The following is a 15,389-nucleotide window of genomic DNA, read 5'->3' as shown; positions in this document are numbered from 1 at the left end:
CGTTCATTCGTGGGCCTGTTTTCCGGCTTCCTCGCGCCGCAGCAGTTCGCGCTTGCGTTCCACGCCCCAGCGGTAGCCCGACACGTCGCCGTCGCGCCGCACGACGCGGTGGCAGGGAATGGCGACGGCCAGGGAATTCGCGCCGCAGGCGCGCGCCACGGCCCGCGCGGCCTTGGGCGCGCCGATGCGCGCGGCGATCTCGGCGTAGCTGGCGGTGGCGCCCGGGGGGATCTCGCGCAGCGCCTGCCATACCCGCTGCTGGAAGGCGGTGCCGCGCACGTCCAGGGGCAGGTCCAGCCCGATGGCGGGCGCTTCGACGAATCCCACCACCCGGGCGACCAGCCGTTCGAAGCCGGCGTCGCCGCCGATCAGCTCGGCCCGGGGGAACTGGTCCTGCAGGTCCCGCACCAATCGGTCCGGATCGTCGCCCAGCAGGATGGCGCACAGGCCGAGCCGGCTCTGCGCGACCAGGATGGCGCCCAGCGCGCACTGGCCGACCGCGAAGCGGATCACGGCGCCGGCGCCCCCGGCGCGGTAGTCCCGGGCGCGCATGCCGAGCACCTGTCCGGCGGTCTCGTAGTATCGGCTGCTGGAGTTGAAGCCGGCATCGTAGATCGCATCCGTGACCGATCCGCCAGCCGCGTCCAGCGCCTCGCGCAGGCGGCGCGCCCGGAAGGCGGCGGCATAGGCTTTCGGGGTCAGGCCCGTTTCGGCCTTGAAAACACGATGGAAGTGCCAGGGGCTCAGGCCGGCCTGCGCGGCCAGCTCGTCCAGCGACGGGGGCGTGGCGGCCGATTCGATGGCGCGGCAGGCCTGCGCCGCCACGGCGGCATGGCGGGCCTGCGCGGCGGCGCGGGGCGTACGGGCGTGCGGGTCCTGCCGGCGCGCGTCGCCGGCGCCGGATTCGTCCGGGGCGAGGAAAGAGGCATTCATGGCGTCGTCCTGGTGTGTCGCGATGCCTGTCAGCTTAGACGGGATGCGCGGCGCGGGCACTCCGTTTCTTGCGGTGGCGGGGCCGTCGGCGGGCCGCGGCGTCCCTGGGGGGGGGCGTGGCTTCAGCCCGCCTTGCGGAAGGTCAGGTTGATGCGCCGGGCCCCCAGCAGCGGATGGGGCCGTTCGCCGAGCGGCAGGATGCCATGGTAGCGCAGCCGGTCCGCGCCGCCCCAGACGGCGACGTCGCCATGGTGGAGCGGCACCCGGGCCGCCGGGTCGGAGCGCGCAGGGCCGCCGAACAGGAAGACGGCGCTCATGCCCAGGGAGACGGAGACGATGGGCGCGCCGAAGTCGCGCTCGTTCCTGTCCTGGTGCAGGGACATCCGGGCGCCGGGCAGGTAGCGGTTGATCAGGCAGGCGTCCGGCGCGAAGTCCTCGAATCCGGCCGCCGCGGCGGCCTCGCGCGCCAGCCGGGCGAAGGCCTCCGGCATCGGCGGCCAGGGCAGGCCGTTTTCGGGGTCGATGGGACTGTAGCGGTAGCCTCGCCGGTCGCTCGTCCAGCCGAGCGTGCCGCAGTTGCTCAGGGCGGCGGACATGACGAAGCCGCCCGGTGTCTTCATGTGGCGAAAGGGCGATATGGCCTCGATGCCGGCCAGGGCCGGCAGCAGCGCGTCCATGCGGGGCAGGGCGAAGCCGCGCAGCACCCAGGCGTCCGGTCCCAGGCGCGTGCGCCGTCCGGGGTCGAGGTCGCCGAACAGGTCGGAGGTCGTCATGGGACGATTTTGGCACAGGCCGCGCGGGGGAGGGATTCGCGTCGCGGCCCGCGCCGCCGCGCCGTGCCTTGCGGGAAAGAAGGGTCCGGGCCTCCGGCCGCGCCTCAGGCCGCCGACGAGGCCGGAGGCGCGGCGTCCTCGTCGCGCGCGGACGTGTCGGTGGTCTGCAGCCGGTTGCTGAGGGCGAAGTCGCAGGCGAATTTCCAGGCCAGCGGTTCCAACTGCCGCAGGCGGTGGTCGACCATCACGCACGGCAGGCCGTTCAGGGTGCGCGGCATGGCGTAGGGGGAATAGGACAGGGGGTTGGCGATGGAACCGGCCGGACGGAACTGGGACAGGACCCCCGCCAGGCGTTCGGCCCAGTCGCTGGGCCGAAACCGCTGGCCTTCCAGGGTCTTGCCATGGATGATCAAATACTGGACAGGGTGGCTCATGTGGTGGTTCCAAAGAGGGGACACGGCCCTGGATGAAGGCCGCGCGGCATCCCCTTCGCCGCGCATTGTATCCGATCGGGGAGGCCCGGGGTTTTGCACGCGTCCCGGGCACACGGTAATATGGCCGTTTTACTCAGGGTTTGACATGTCTGCCGCCAATCCGACCGGGCCTTTGCGTCATTTTCTGCAGCTGCGTGATTTTTCCGAGGACGAGATCCTCTACGTCATCGACCGGGCGCGCCTCATCAAGGACAAGTTCAAACGCTACCTGCCGCACCACACCCTGCACGACCGCAACCTGGCGATGGTGTTCGAGAAGGCCAGCACCCGCACCCGGGTGTCGTTCGAGGCCGGCATGTACCAGCTGGGCGGCTCGGTCATCTACCTGACCACCGAGGGTTCCCAGCTCGGCCGCGCCGAACCCATCGAGGACACCGCCCGCGTGGTGTCGCGCATGGTCGACCTGGTGATGATCCGCACCTTCGAGCAGACGCGCATCGAGCGCTTCGCCGCCCATTCGCGGGTGCCGGTCATCAACGGCCTGACCAACGAATATCACCCCTGCCAGATCCTGGCCGACATCCTGACCTTCATCGAGCATCGCGGCCCGATCCGCGGCAGGACGGTCGCCTGGATCGGCGACGCCAACAACATGTCCTATACCTGGCTGCAGGCGGCCGAGCTGCTGGGCTTCACGCTGCACGTCTCGGCGCCGGCCGGCTATCGCCTGGACCCGCTGCGCGTGGGCAGTCAGCCGCCGTCCATCCTGCGCGAATTCGACGATCCGCTGGAAGCCTGCAAGGGCGCGGACCTGGTCACCACGGACGTCTGGACCAGCATGGGCTACGAGGCCGAGAACGAGGCCCGGCGCCTGGCCTTCGCCGACTGGTGCGTGGACGCCCGCATGATGGCGGCCGCCAATCCCGACGCGCTGTTCATGCATTGCCTGCCGGCGCACCGGGGCGAGGAAGTCACCGGCGAGGTCATCGACGGCCCGCAGAGCGTGGTCTGGGACGAGGCGGAAAACCGCCTGCATGTGCAGAAGGCGCTGATGGAGTTCCTGCTGCTGGGGAGATTGGGATGAGACGGGACTGAGCATGGTCCCTGCGGACCATGCTCAGCCTGTCGAATCCGAGCGCCTTGCAAGGCGCGAGGTGGGGGGGTGCCATGGCTGGAGACAGGCCCGTGCCGGTCGAATCCGGGCGCCTTGTCTGACAAGCTCATGCATCCCAATCTTCTGGTGCTTGCGTCGTTCGAAACAAAAGCATCCCAGCCTTCCGGTGCTTGCCTCGTGCACAACAAAAAGGACGCCGAAGCGTCCTTTTTGCTGGCGCAAGCCCCCGGGGCTTGGATCAGGCCAGGGCCTTGATCGCGGCCGACAGGCGGCTCTTGTGGCGGGCGGCCTTGTTCTTGTGGATGATCTGCTTGTCGGCCACGCGGTCGATGACGCTGCTGGCCTTGCGGAAGACTTCGTTGGCGGCGGTCTGGTCGCCCGCTTCGATGGCCTGGCGCACGCGCTTGATGGCGGTGCGCAGCATCGAACGCATGCTGGCGTTGTGTTTGTTGTGAGCGACGGCCTGGCGGGCGCGCTTGCGGGCTTGAGCGGAATTGGCCATAAAGGTATCTGTATTCGGGGTTGCGTCAAAGACAGCGATTCTAGCCTATGCGCGCCGGCGTGTAAAGTCTTTCGGGCGAAAACCGAATAAAAACAAGGCGCTGAAATAGGCCAGGATGGCCAGGGCCAGTACCGCCCCCAGCCAGGCGGCGCGGGCGCCCGGATGGGCGCCCAGGGCGATCCAGTCCAGGTGGCGGTCGGCGGCCACCAGTACGCCGGCGAGGGCGGCCAGGGCCGGCAGCAGGCGCAGGCAGAAGCCGGGCCATCCGGCCAGGGGCGAGTACAGTCCCCGGCGGCGCAGCAGGATCACCAGGGTCAGGGCGTTGGCGCTGGCGCCCAGCCCGATCGACAGGGCCAGTCCCGCATGGGCCAGCCAGGGCACCAGGACCAGGTTCATCAGCTGGGTGAACACCAGTACGGCGATGGCGATGCGCACCGGGGTGCGGATGTCCTGCTTGGCGTAGAAGCCGGGCGCCAGGATCTTGATCGCCAGCAGGCCGAGCAGGCCGACCGCGTAGGCCATGACGGCCAGCCGGGTCTGGGCCACGTCGGCGGGGGAGAAAGCGCCGTAGTTGAACAGGACGGCGACCAGCCCGTCGGACAGCAGGGCCATGCCCAGCGCGGCCGGCAGGCCCAGCAGCAGCACCAGGCGCAGGCCCCAGTCCAGCAGGGCGTTGTAGGCGGCATGGTCCTGGCGGGCATGGGCGACCGACAGGCTGGGCAGCAGCACCGTGCCCAGGGCCACGCCCAGCAGGGCGGTGGGGAATTCCATCAGCCGGTCGGCGAAGGACAGCCAGGTCACGCTGCCGGGCGCGAGCCAGGTGGCGATGTTGGTGTTGATCAGCAAGGACAGCTGGGCGACCGACACCCCCAGGGTGGCGGGCAGCATCTGCCGCAGGATGCGGCGCACCATCGGATCCCGCCACGCCGCCCGCAGGCCCTGGCCCCAGCGCGGCAGCAGGCCCAGGCTTCCCAGGGCAACCCACTGCACGGCCAGCTGCAGCACGCCGCCGATCATCACGCCCACCGCCAGGGCGTGGATGGGCTGGTCCATGCGGCCGGCCAGCAGCAGGCTGGCGCCGATCATCGACAGGTTCAGCAGGACCGGGGTGAAGGCCGGGACGGCGAAGCGGCTGAAGGTGTTGAGCACCCCCGAGGCGAAGGCCACCAGCGACATGCAGACGATGTAGGGGAACATCATCCGGGTCATCCACACGGCCTCGCCGAATTCGTGGGCGCGCGCGGCGTTGCGCATGCCGCTGGCCATGGCGGTGACCACCCAGGCGGCTCCGAACATGCCGGCGAGCGTCACCCCGCACAGGACGACGAACAGCAGCAGGGCCACCCGGTCCAGCAGGCGGCGCAGGGATTCGTGGTCGCCGCGCTGCCGGACTTCGCCCAGGATGGGCACGAAGGCCTGTGAAAAGGCGCCCTCGGCGAACAGGCGGCGCAGCAGATTGGGGATGCGGAAAGCGACCCAGAACGCGTCCGTGAGCGGCCCGGCGCCGTACACCGACGCGATGAGCACGTCGCGCAGCATGCCGGTGACGCGGGAAAACAGGGTCAGGCCGCTGATGGTCGCGGCCGAACGGAGAAGGCTCATGTCACAGGCAGGCTGCGCGGCGTGGGGGATGAGCCGGGACACCGGACAGTCCCTGCGGACTGGACGGTGCCTGACGAATCCGGGCGGCATGCAGGCCGCGAGGTGGGCATGCTATTTAGGCGCCATGCGGATGGCGCCGTCCAGGCGGATGGTCTCGCCGTTGAGCATGTCGTTCTCGAAGATCGAGAGCACCAGCTTGGCGTAGTCCTCCGGACGGCCCAGGCGCGGAGGGAAGGGCACGCTGGCGGCCAGGGAATCCTGGACTTCCTGGGGCATGCCGAACATCATGGGGGTGCCGAAGATGCCCGGGGCGATGGTCATGCAGCGGATGCCCAGGCGCGACAGGTCGCGCGCGATGGCCAGGGTCATGCCGACGATGCCGGCCTTGGAGGCGGCATAGGCGGACTGGCCGATCTGGCCGTCGTAGGCGGCGACCGAGGCCGTGTTGACGAGCACGCCGCGCTCGCCGGTGGCCTGGGGTTCGTTGGCCGACATGGCCTGGGCGGCCAGCCGGGCCATGTTGAAGGAGCCGACCAGGTTGATGTCGATCACGCGGCGGAACAGGGCCAGTTCGTGCGGGCCGTTCTTGCCGACGATGCGCGACGCCGGCGCGATGCCGGCGCAGTTGACCAGGCCGCGCAGCGTGCCCTGGGCCGTGGCCGCGTCGACGGCCGCCTGGGCGTCGGCCTCGGCGGTGACGTCGCAATGGACGTAGGTCTGGCCGAGTTCGGCGGCCAGGGCCCGGCCGGCTTCGTCCTGGACGTCGGCCAGGACCACGCGGGCGCCCTGGGCCGCCAGGGCGCGGGCCGTGCCCGCCCCCAGGCCCGAGGCGCCGCCGGTGATGAGGATGACTTGGTTGCGGATGTCCATGGCGGTGTCCGGTGGCGGTCAGGCGGCGTGGTGCGCGCGCAGGATGTCGAGGATGCGGTCGCGGATCTCGTCGACCGAACCCACGCCCGAGATCTGGGCGTAGCGGGGTGCCTCGGCCGCGCTGGTGGCCGCCCAGCTGGAGTAGTAGTCCACCAGCGGGCGGGTCTGGTCGCGGTAGACCGAGAGGCGGTGGCGGACGGTTTCCTCGCGGTCGTCGTCGCGCTGGATCAGGGGTTCGCCGGTCTCGTCGTCCAGGCCTTCGCGCTTGGGCGGGTTGAACTTGAGGTGGTAGGTGCGGCCGCTGGCCACATGCACGCGCCGGCCGCTCATGCGTTCGATGATGTTTTCCTCGGGGACGGCGATCTCGATCACGTAGTCCAGGGGCACGTGGGCGTTCTTCAGGGCATCGGCCTGGGGAATGGTGCGCGGAAAGCCGTCGAACAGGTAGCCCGCCTGACAGTCGGGCTGCTGCAGGCGATCACGCACCAGGCCGATGATGATGTCGTCGGAGACCAGGCCGCCGCTGTCCATGATCTTCTTGGCTTCCAGACCGAGCGGAGTCTGCGCCTTGACCGCCGCGCGCAGCATGTCGCCGGTCGAAATCTGCGGGATGCCGAACGCTTCGGTGATGTAGGCGGCCTGGGTGCCCTTGCCCGCTCCCGGGGGGCCTAGCAGAATCAAACGCATGATTTCCTCCGATCAATCACTATTTTTTGAAATTTTTCCGATTATGCCGCAATGCAGCAGATCCTGCAGGGATTCAGGCCGATGCGGGCGGTGGCGCTCCGTTTTCAAACAGGGCGCGCACCCGGGCCAGGTCCTCGGGCGTGTCCACGCCGCGCGCCGGAACGGTGTCGGCCGCATGGACCAGGATGGGAAACCCCTGTTCCAGGGCGCGCAGCTGTTCCAGGGATTCGACGCGTTCGAGCCGCCCCGGGGGGAGTTCCGGAAACTGCCGCAGGAAGCCGGCGCGGTAGGCGTACAGGCCGATGTGCAGCCAGGCCGGCAATCCGGGGGCCAGGCGCTTCTGGCCATCGGCCAGCGCGTCGCGGGCCCAGGGAATGGGGGCGCGGGAGAAATACAGGGCACGATCGTTGGCGCCGCGCACGACCTTCACCGCGTTCGGGTCGAACAGGGTTTCGGCGTCGAGGATCGGCGCCGCGCAGGTGGCGATGGCGGCGTCGGGGTGCCGCGCCAGCAGGGCCGCCACGGCGTCGATCAGGGCGGGGTCGATCAGCGGTTCGTCGCCCTGGACGTTGACCACGACGGCATCGTCGTCCAGGTCCAGCGTCGCGGCGACTTCGGCCAGGCGGTCGGTGCCGGTGGGGTGGTCCGGGCGCGTCATCAGGACTTCGATGCCGTGTTCGGACGCGGCGCGGGCGACGTCGGCATGATCGGTGGCGATCAGGACCCGGCTGGCGGCCGAGCGGGCGGCCTGCCGCGCGGTGCGCACCACCATCGGCAGGCCGCCCAGGTCGAGCAGCGGCTTGCCGGGCAGGCGGGTGGACGCGGCGCGCGCCGGGACGACGACGGTGAAGCTCATGCGCTCATGCCGCGGACGCGGGCGCCGCGTCCAGCGAGCGGGCTTCGGAGGGCAGCATGATGGGCACGCCGTCACGGATGGGATAGGCCAGGCGGTCGGCGGCGCAGACCAGTTCCTGGTGTTCGCGGTCGTGGCGCAGCGCGCTCTTGCACACGGGGCAGACGAGGATCTGCAGCAGGCGGGTTTCCATGGGCGGGCGTGGATCGGGAAGGGTGACGAAGCCTAGAGTGTAATGCCTGCGGCCGTGCTTGTGCGGCCGGTTTCCATGCGCCGGGAAGGGTTGGCCCGCGCCGGCTCACGCGCCGCCGGTCCGTTCGCGGGCGGCGGCCGCTCGCAGCGCCCGGTCCAGGTCGTCCAGCCAGCCCGGATCGGAGAAGGCCGGGGCCGCCCGCACGGCCCACAGGCGGGGATCGTGCGGGGCGGCGCATTTCACGGCGTCCTTGGGCGTGATCAGGATCGGGCCGGGCGGCAGGTCCCGCAGCGCGTCCGCCGGGATCGCCCGGTGGTCTGGGATGCGCAGGGTGTGCGACAGGACGACGCCGGCGGCGCGCAGCATGGCGAAGAAACGCTCGGGCCGGCCGATGCCGGCCGCCGCGGAGCAGGGCGCCGCGCCCTGCTCGGACCGCCAGGCGTCCCAGGGCAGATCGCGGCCGCTGGCCAGGTGCGTGGCGCCTTCCGGCCGCAGGCGCATGACGATGGCGCGGGGGACGCGTCCCGCCTCCACGGAGGACGCGGGGGGCATCGGCTCGTCGGCCGCCAGGTGGGTGACGAGCCAGTCGGCCCGCGCCAGGCGGCCGGGGGATTCGCGCAGGGGGCCGGCCGGCAGCAGGCGGCCGTTGCCGACGCCGCGTCCGTCCTGGACGATGATTTCCAGATCCCGCGCCAGCGCGGTGTGCTGCAGGCCGTCGTCGGCGATCAGCACGTCCGTGTCCGGATGGGCCGCCAGCAGGGCGGCCGCCGCCAGGGCGCGCCGGGGGTGGACCGCGACCGGCGCGCCGGTCGCGGCGTGGATCAGCGCCGGCTCGTCGCCCAGGCGGGCGGCGTCGTCGCCGCCGTCGCTCAGGCGCGGCTCCGGTCCGATGGCCGCGCCGTAGCCCCGGCTGACGATGCCGGGACGCCAGCCCCGGGCCCGCAGGGCCTGGCAGACGGCGATCGTGACGGGGGTCTTGCCGGTGCCGCCGACCAGGATGTTGCCGACGACCACGACGGGCACCGGGGCCTTCCAGGCGGTCCGGGCCCCGGCGCGCAGGCGCCGGGCCGACAGCCGGCCGTAGAGCCAGGACAGGGGCAGCAGCAGCGTGCTTGGGACTCCGCGCCGGCTCCAGATTGCGAGCATGAGGTCTTCGAGCCGGCGGCTCATGGGATTTCCCCGCGCCGCACGCCCCGGAATTCACGCTTGGGGCGGCCCGGCGCGTTCATGGTACCCCCTTGGCGCTACGCGCCGCCCACCTCGCGGCCTGCATGCCGCTCGGATTCGTCAGGCGCAGGCCGGTCCGCAGGGACCGCCCTGCGTCCAGGCTCATCCCCCCAAGGGGGAATTCACGCTTGGGGCGGCCCGGCGCGTTCATGGCCGGGCCTGGGTCAGAAAATGGACCTTGCCGATGTGCGCCAGGCGGGCGGCTTCCAGGGCGCGGACGACGGCGGCGTGCGCGGCCTGGCCGTCGGCGTCGATGCGCAGGGCGAGGTCGGGCCTGCCCGCCGCCGCCTGGCGCAGGGCGTCGGCCAGGGCGGCGTCGTCGGCCGCGTCGACATAGTGGCCGTCCAGCGCGTACAGGCCGTCGCGGCTGATGGCCAGTTCCAGGAAAGGCGAGGCGTCCGGCGCCTCGGCCTGGGCCTGGGGCAGGGCGACCTGCAGCTGGCGGTGGCGGGTGAACGAGGTGGAGGCCGCCAGGAAGATCAGGATCACCAGCAGCACGTCGATCAGCGGGATCAGGTTGATCTCGGGCTCGTCGTGGGCGCGATGGTGGTGGAAGTTCATGTCGCGGCGCGCCGGCTGATCAGGCGGTTCAGGGTTTCGGCCTCGCGTTCCATGGTGTGCAGGAAGTATTCGACACGGGAGCGGAAGTAGCGGTGGAAGGCCAGCGCGGGGATGGCGATCAGGATGCCGAAGCCGGTGTTGTACAGGGCGATCGAGATGCCGTGGGCCAGCTGGGCCGGGTCGCCGCCGGCGGGGTCGTAGGCGCCGAAGATCTCGATCATGCCGACCACGGTGCCGAACAGGCCCAGCAGCGGGGCGATCACGGAAATCGTCGCCAGGGCGGGCAGGTAGCGGTTCAGGCGCCAGGACACGTCGCGGCCGACGGCTTCGACGGCGGCCAGCCGCCAGGCGTCGTCCTGGTGCCGGTGGGCGGCGATCTCGGCGAGGATGCGGCCCATGGGGCTGCCGCGCGCCAGGCGCAGGACGGCGTCGGGCTCGTCCTGCTGGCGGCGCACGAGTTCGAGCACCTGCTCGGGCAGGCCGGCGGGCATGACCTGGCGGGCGCGCAGGGCCAGGAATCGTTCTATGATGATCGCCAGCGTGATGACCGAGGTGGCGACGAGCAGCCAGATCGGCCAGCCGGCCGCGTGAATGATGTCCAGCACAGTCCTGATCCTTGAGGTGCGGGGCCGGGAATCGGCGCAAATACGTATTCTAAGGGAAGCCCGGGGCAAGTCGAGCGGCGGGCGGATGCGCGGCGGCGCGAGGGCGCGTCCAGGGGCTTCCGGGGTCCGGGCGTGAATCGGGACGCGGCTCTCCCGCCGGTATCCACAGTTTCTGTGGATAATTCTGTGCACAAGAGTCCGGATGCGCACGTTTCATGGCCCTTCGGACTGGATTGGTTATTTTTTGCACACTGGCCGTTGGAATTTAAATTTTTTGAAAATCAATGAGTTACGTGTATTTTTTGAAGTGAATCTTGATGAGACCCCCTGATGAGCCCGAAAACAGGCGGGTTTGACAAACCAAGGCTTTCTGTGGATAGGTTTCGATGAGTTTTTCTGCTCCAAGGCTCGCCGAAGGCGGCTTTTCGGGAAGCGACGCGGTCCTGACCGTGTCGCAGCTCAACCGCCGGGTGGCGCAATTGCTGGAGGACGGCGTGCCGCGCCTGTGGGTAGCGGGCGAGATTTCCAATTTCACCCGGGCCGCGTCCGGGCACTGGTACTTTTCCATCAAGGACGAGGCCGCCGCCGTGCGCGCGGTGATGTTCCGGGGGCGCGCCCAGGCGGTGGGGTTCGTTCCCGAGGTCGGTGGCCGCTACGAATTCCGCGTCCAGGTCTCGCTGTACGAGCCCCGGGGCGACTACCAGGTGCAGGTCGAGTCCCTGCGCCAGGCGGGCCGGGGCGACCTGCACGAGGCCTTCCTGCGCCTGCGCGACCGGCTCACGCAAGAGGGCCTGATCGATCCGGCCCGGCGGCGCCCGCTGCCGGTCCTGCCCCGGGCGGTGGGGGTCGTGACCTCGCTGTCGGCGGCCGCCTTGCGCGACGTGCTGTCGGTCATGGCGCGGCGGGCGCCGCACGTGCGGGTGATCGTCTATCCGGCCCAGGTCCAGGGGCGCGACGCCGCGCCGCAGCTGTGCGCCGCGCTGGACCGGGCCGCCGAGCGGGCCGAGGTCGACACGCTGCTGCTGGTGCGCGGCGGCGGCAGCCTGGAGGACCTGTGGTGCTTCAATGACGAAGCCCTGGCGCGCCGCATCGCCGCCTGCCCGATGCCGGTCGTCAGCGGAGTGGGGCACGAGACCGATTTCACCATCGCCGATTTCGTGGCCGACCTGCGCGCCCCCACGCCGACGGCGGCGGCCGAGCTGTGCTGCGAGGACCGCGGCCAGGTCCTGGGCCGCCTGCGGGCCGCGCGCGACCTGCTCGTCCGGGGCCAGCGGCGGCGCCTGGAGCACGCGGCCATCCGGCTGGACCGGGCCCGCGCCCAGCTCGTGTCCCCGGTCCAGCGCCTGCAGCTCAGGCGCCAGCGCCTGGAGTTCGCCGCCCGGCGGCTGCAGGCCGGCCTGGAACGGCTGCTGCGGGAACGCCGCCAGCGCCCACCGGCGGCGCTGGATCGCTTGTCCTCGGGCCTGGATGGCCTGCTGCAGCGCCGCCATCGGCGGCTCGACGCGGTCCTGGCCGCCCTGGGGGCGCTGGATCCGCACCGGGTGCTGGGACGTGGCTACGCCCTGGTCCGCCGGATCGACGGGACGATCGTCAAAAATGCGTTAGACTTGAAGATTCATGAGCCCATCGAGATCGAGTTCGGCCAGGGCCGCGCCCAGGCCGAAGTCACCCGGACCGATGCGTTGCTCTAGGGACACCGGGGGCGTCCCGATCCGTTCCGCCGGGCAGGATCGCTGCCGGGCGGTCCGTATCCAGGGCGCGCCGAACGTGGTGCATGCAACATCTTTTTGAAGGAACTGTCATGGCTTTTACCCTGCCGCCGCTGCCTTACGCGATGGACGCACTGGCTCCCCATATTTCCCAGGAAACGCTGGAATACCACTACGGCAAGCATCATCAGGCCTACGTGACCAACCTGAACAAGGCGATCGAGGGCACCGAGCTGGCCTCGCTGAGCCTGGAAGACGTGATCCGCAAGTCCAGCGGCGGCGTGTTCAACAATGCCGCCCAGGTCTGGAACCACACCTTCTACTGGAACAGCCTGTCGCCCAAGGGCGGCGGCGAACCCTCCGGCGCGCTGCGCCAGGCCATCGAGGCCAAGTGGGGCAGCGTCGATGCCTTCAAGGCCGCCTTCACGCAATCCGCCGCCGGCAACTTCGGCTCGGGCTGGACCTGGCTGGTGAAAAAGGCCGACGGCGGCCTGGACATCGTCAACACCAGCAACGCCGGCACCATCGTCAACACGGCCGACAAGGCCCTGCTGACCTGTGACGTGTGGGAACACGCCTACTACATCGACTACCGCAACGCCCGTCCCAAGTACCTGGAAAACTTCTGGAACCTGGTGAACTGGGACTTCGCGGCGGCCAACCTTGGATGAGATCGGACTTGAAATGGTCCCTGCGGACCATTTCATGCCTATCGAATCCGAGCGGCATGCAGGACGCGAGGTGGAGAGATGCCACAATTTGAACATGGCCCTAGCCTGACGAGTTAAGGATTCACCTCCACGAAAACGGCGAACGCAACACTGCGTCCGCCGTTTTTCCATGTATGGGAACAAGATGACGCACGCCCCCGCTGACACCCCCGATCTGCTGCCTGAAAAGGTCCAGGGAGAGAACATCTGGCGGCTGGCCATCGCGCAGGCGCTGGCCGGCGCGAACGCGGTGGTGGTCTACGCCACGGGCGCCATCGTCGGCGACCAGCTGGCGCCCTCGCCGATGCTGGCGACCCTGCCCATCTCGATCTTCGTGGTGGGGATGGCGGCCTGCATCCTGCCCGCGGGCGCGATCGCCCGGCGGCACGGCCGGCGCGCCGCCTTCCTGGCCGGGACCGGGGCCGGCGCGCTGGCCGGCCTGCTGGCCATGTTCGCGGTGCTGGCGGGCGACTTCCGCCTGTTCTGCCTGGCGACCTTCTTCGGCGGCGGTTATGCCGCCGTGGTGCTCTCGTTCCGCTTCGCGGCCGCCGACGGGGTCGCGCCCGAAAAGCGCGCCCGCGCGCTTTCGCTGGTGATGGCCGGGGGCGTGGCCGCGGGCGTCGTGGGACCGCAACTGGTGACCTACACGATGGACCTGTGGCCGCCGCACCGGTTCGCGGCGACCTACCTCGTGCAGGCCGCCGTGGCGGTGCTGGCCGCCTTCCTCCTGCTGGGCGTGAAGCTGCCCCCGCCCACGGCGCGCGAAATCGCCGGCGGGCGGCCCCTGGGGCGGATCGCGCGCCAGCCGCGCTTCATCGCCGCGGCGACCTGCGGGGCGGTGGCCTACCTGCTGATGAATTTCCTGATGACCGCCGCGCCGCTGGCGATGCACCTGTGCGGGCATTCCCAGGCGTCGGCCAACTGGGGCCTGCAATGGCACGTGATCGCCATGTACGGACCCAGCTTCTTCACCGGAAGCCTGATCGCGCGCTGGGGCGCCGGCCGCGTGGTGGCGGCCGGCCTGGCGCTGACCGGCCTGTCCGCCGCGATCGGGCTGGGCGGCGTGGACGTGGCGCACTTCTGGGCGACGCTGATCCTGCTGGGCCTGGGCTGGAATTTCGGCTTCCTGGGCGCGTCCGCCCTGGTGCTCGAATGCCACCGGTCCGAGGAAAAGACGCGGGTGCAGTCGCTCAACGATTTCATCGTGTTCGGCCTGATGGCGATCGGCTCGTTCTCGTCGGGCGGGCTGCTCTCGGCCTATGGCTGGGACGCGGTGCTGTGGGTGTCCTTCGCGCCGCTCGTCCTGGCCTTCGCCGCGCTGGCCATGATGGCCGGGCGCCGGGACGCCGATCCCGCGAAGCGGGAAGGCGCGGCGCCCTGAGCGGCCGGGGGCGAGGGGAAGGGGCGCTTCAGCGCGTCACCCGGTCGCCCGCCCGCACGCCGGCGCGGGCGAACCAGCCCAGGTTCATTTCCAGCGCCCGGGTGACGGGCGTCGGCGGGCAATGCGGATCCAGGCTTTGCGGCCGCATGTCCTGGATGTCGACGATGCGTCCGTCCGGGCCGATGAAGGCGATGGACAGGGGGATGAGGGTGTCCTTCATCCAGAAGCAATGGATGTCCGGTTCGCCCAGCTCGAACAGCATGCCGGCGTCGTCCGCCAGCCCGGTCCGGCGCATCAGCCCTTCACGCAGGGTTTCGGGCGTGGCGGCGTGTTCGACCTGGATCTCATGGCCGCCGACATGCAGCGTCACGGTCGGCAGCGGCGGCTGCGCCGCCGCCGGACGGATGCACAGCAGGCCCGCCAGCAGCGGGGCGGCGGCCAGCAGCTTTCTCGAAGCAAAAAAACGGGGCCCGCCGGGGGCCCCGCATCGCGTTAAAATGAAAGAGAACATCCGGACCCCGTATTTCAGGCGGCGGTGATGTTCAGGGCTTGTTTGCCTTTCGGACCCTGCGCGATATCGAAAACGACCTTCTGCCCTTCTTTCAGGGTCTTGAAGCCGTTCATCTGGATGGATGAAAAATGTGCGAAAAGGTCTTCACCCCCATTGTCGGGGGTAATGAAGCCAAAGCCCTTGGCGTCATTGAACCATTTGACCGTTCCTGTCAGCTTTTGTGACTCTCCGGTGTTTTCGATGGATTCCGACATGCAAACTGCCTCTCGACTATAGTGTGGGGTTTGAACGGCCCCGGCCATCCGTGAGGGCGGCCTGCGGGACACGAAGATCATGCTGAATTCCGCGTCATTCAGTCAACTATGGAAACCACTAGGTTCTGATTCGCATGCCGACCGATATTCAAAATCAGCAGCAACTGGCGCGTGAAACCGCGCCGGTGCGCCTCGCGCCGCCGCCGATGTATCAGGTCGTGTTGCTGAACGACGACTACACGCCGATGGATTTCGTGGTGCACGTCCTGCAGCGGGTCTTCCACAAGGGCGGCGAAGAGGCCGAGCGCATCATGCTGCAGGTCCACCACGAGGGCAGGGGCGTCTGCGGCATCTATACGCGCGACGTGGCGGCCACCCGGGTCGACGCCGTGCTGCACCTGGCCCACGCCGACCAGCATCCGCTGCAATGCCTGATGGAGCCCGTGCCGTTCTTCTGACGCCGGGCCGCC

The 15,389-nt window shown here is 69.9% G+C and carries 19 protein-coding genes; 5 read left to right on the top strand and 14 right to left on the bottom strand.

What is annotated here, in order from left to right:
* Positions 1-3: 3 nt before the first annotated feature.
* From ada to ACFO27_RS05935, 3 genes are all read right to left on the bottom strand, one after another.
* Positions 4-933 (bottom strand): bifunctional DNA-binding transcriptional regulator/O6-methylguanine-DNA methyltransferase Ada, encoded by a 930-nt coding sequence (gene ada / locus ACFO27_RS05945; protein ID WP_376816505.1) that lies wholly within the window; start codon positions 931-933, stop codon positions 4-6.
* Positions 934-1,055: 122 nt separating this feature from the next.
* Positions 1,056-1,706, bottom strand: a complete 651-nt coding sequence (gene alkB, locus ACFO27_RS05940; protein ID WP_376816504.1) for a DNA oxidative demethylase AlkB — start codon at positions 1,704-1,706, stop codon at positions 1,056-1,058.
* Positions 1,707-1,810: 104 nt separating this feature from the next.
* Complete coding sequence (locus ACFO27_RS05935; protein ID WP_323025593.1) at positions 1,811-2,140, bottom strand: DUF3579 domain-containing protein; 330 nt, start codon at positions 2,138-2,140, stop codon at positions 1,811-1,813.
* A gap of 145 nt (positions 2,141-2,285) precedes the next feature.
* On the opposite strand from ACFO27_RS05935, the gene argF reads away from it, so the two are divergent.
* Positions 2,286-3,224: an ornithine carbamoyltransferase gene (gene argF / locus ACFO27_RS05930; protein ID WP_376816503.1), complete on the top strand. Its 939-nt coding sequence runs from the start codon at positions 2,286-2,288 to the stop codon at positions 3,222-3,224.
* Between the two features lie 268 nt (positions 3,225-3,492).
* Here argF and rpsT read toward each other — a convergent pair whose 3' ends face one another.
* The 9 genes from rpsT to ACFO27_RS05885 form a co-directional block, all read right to left on the bottom strand.
* The gene (gene rpsT / locus ACFO27_RS05925; RefSeq protein WP_323025595.1) at positions 3,493-3,756 is read right to left on the bottom strand and encodes a 30S ribosomal protein S20; all 264 of its coding nucleotides are present in this window, start codon (positions 3,754-3,756) and stop codon (positions 3,493-3,495) included.
* 45 nt (positions 3,757-3,801) lie between these two features.
* The gene (murJ, locus tag ACFO27_RS05920) at positions 3,802-5,358 is read right to left on the bottom strand and encodes a murein biosynthesis integral membrane protein MurJ (RefSeq protein ID WP_376816502.1); all 1,557 of its coding nucleotides are present in this window, start codon (positions 5,356-5,358) and stop codon (positions 3,802-3,804) included.
* Between the two features lie 111 nt (positions 5,359-5,469).
* Positions 5,470-6,228 (bottom strand): 3-hydroxyacyl-CoA dehydrogenase, encoded by a 759-nt coding sequence (locus tag ACFO27_RS05915; protein ID WP_376816501.1) that lies wholly within the window; start codon positions 6,226-6,228, stop codon positions 5,470-5,472.
* A gap of 18 nt (positions 6,229-6,246) precedes the next feature.
* Positions 6,247-6,915, bottom strand: coding sequence for an adenylate kinase (gene adk, locus ACFO27_RS05910; protein WP_376816500.1), 669 nt, complete (start codon positions 6,913-6,915; stop codon positions 6,247-6,249).
* A 73-nt stretch (positions 6,916-6,988) separates the two neighbouring features.
* The gene (kdsB, locus tag ACFO27_RS05905; protein ID WP_376816499.1) at positions 6,989-7,771 is read right to left on the bottom strand and encodes a 3-deoxy-manno-octulosonate cytidylyltransferase; all 783 of its coding nucleotides are present in this window, start codon (positions 7,769-7,771) and stop codon (positions 6,989-6,991) included.
* A 4-nt stretch (positions 7,772-7,775) separates the two neighbouring features.
* Positions 7,776-7,961, bottom strand: a complete 186-nt coding sequence (locus tag ACFO27_RS05900) for a Trm112 family protein (RefSeq protein ID WP_376816498.1) — start codon at positions 7,959-7,961, stop codon at positions 7,776-7,778.
* A 105-nt stretch (positions 7,962-8,066) separates the two neighbouring features.
* Complete coding sequence (gene lpxK, locus ACFO27_RS05895) at positions 8,067-9,107, bottom strand: tetraacyldisaccharide 4'-kinase (protein ID WP_376816497.1); 1,041 nt, start codon at positions 9,105-9,107, stop codon at positions 8,067-8,069.
* 228 nt (positions 9,108-9,335) lie between these two features.
* On the bottom strand, positions 9,336-9,749 hold the full coding sequence (locus ACFO27_RS05890) for an ExbD/TolR family protein (RefSeq protein ID WP_376816496.1): 414 nt from the start codon (positions 9,747-9,749) through the stop codon (positions 9,336-9,338).
* Positions 9,746-10,354: a MotA/TolQ/ExbB proton channel family protein gene (locus tag ACFO27_RS05885; protein ID WP_323025603.1), complete on the bottom strand. Its 609-nt coding sequence runs from the start codon at positions 10,352-10,354 to the stop codon at positions 9,746-9,748. Before ACFO27_RS05885 ends, ACFO27_RS05890 begins: the two co-directional genes overlap by 4 nt.
* A gap of 386 nt (positions 10,355-10,740) precedes the next feature.
* On the opposite strand from ACFO27_RS05885, the gene xseA reads away from it, so the two are divergent.
* From xseA to ACFO27_RS05870, 3 genes are all read left to right on the top strand, one after another.
* Positions 10,741-12,045 (top strand): exodeoxyribonuclease VII large subunit, encoded by a 1,305-nt coding sequence (gene xseA, locus ACFO27_RS05880; RefSeq protein WP_376816495.1) that lies wholly within the window; start codon positions 10,741-10,743, stop codon positions 12,043-12,045.
* 110 nt (positions 12,046-12,155) lie between these two features.
* On the top strand, positions 12,156-12,734 hold the full coding sequence (gene sodB / locus ACFO27_RS05875; protein ID WP_323025605.1) for a superoxide dismutase [Fe]: 579 nt from the start codon (positions 12,156-12,158) through the stop codon (positions 12,732-12,734).
* Positions 12,735-12,918: 184 nt separating this feature from the next.
* Positions 12,919-14,154: an MFS transporter gene (locus ACFO27_RS05870; protein WP_376816494.1), complete on the top strand. Its 1,236-nt coding sequence runs from the start codon at positions 12,919-12,921 to the stop codon at positions 14,152-14,154.
* Positions 14,155-14,182: 28 nt separating this feature from the next.
* Here ACFO27_RS05870 and ACFO27_RS05865 read toward each other — a convergent pair whose 3' ends face one another.
* Positions 14,183-14,665 carry a DUF192 domain-containing protein gene (locus ACFO27_RS05865; RefSeq protein WP_376816493.1) on the bottom strand — a complete coding sequence of 161 codons (483 nt, stop codon included), beginning with the start codon at positions 14,663-14,665 and terminating at the stop codon, positions 14,183-14,185.
* A gap of 14 nt (positions 14,666-14,679) precedes the next feature.
* Positions 14,680-14,919, bottom strand: a complete 240-nt coding sequence (locus ACFO27_RS05860) for a cold-shock protein (protein WP_043683009.1) — start codon at positions 14,917-14,919, stop codon at positions 14,680-14,682.
* 134 nt (positions 14,920-15,053) lie between these two features.
* On the opposite strand from ACFO27_RS05860, the gene clpS reads away from it, so the two are divergent.
* Positions 15,054-15,377, top strand: coding sequence for an ATP-dependent Clp protease adapter ClpS (gene clpS / locus ACFO27_RS05855; protein ID WP_376816492.1), 324 nt, complete (start codon positions 15,054-15,056; stop codon positions 15,375-15,377).
* The last annotated feature ends 12 nt before the right edge of the window (positions 15,378-15,389 follow it).

It is taken from the genome of Castellaniella denitrificans (genome assembly GCF_042653765.1).
GTDB classification, from domain to species: Bacteria; Pseudomonadota; Gammaproteobacteria; order Burkholderiales; family Burkholderiaceae_B; genus Castellaniella; species Castellaniella denitrificans.
Note: the sequence above shows the minus strand (reverse complement) of the source record. Positions and strands in the feature narration are given on the sequence as shown.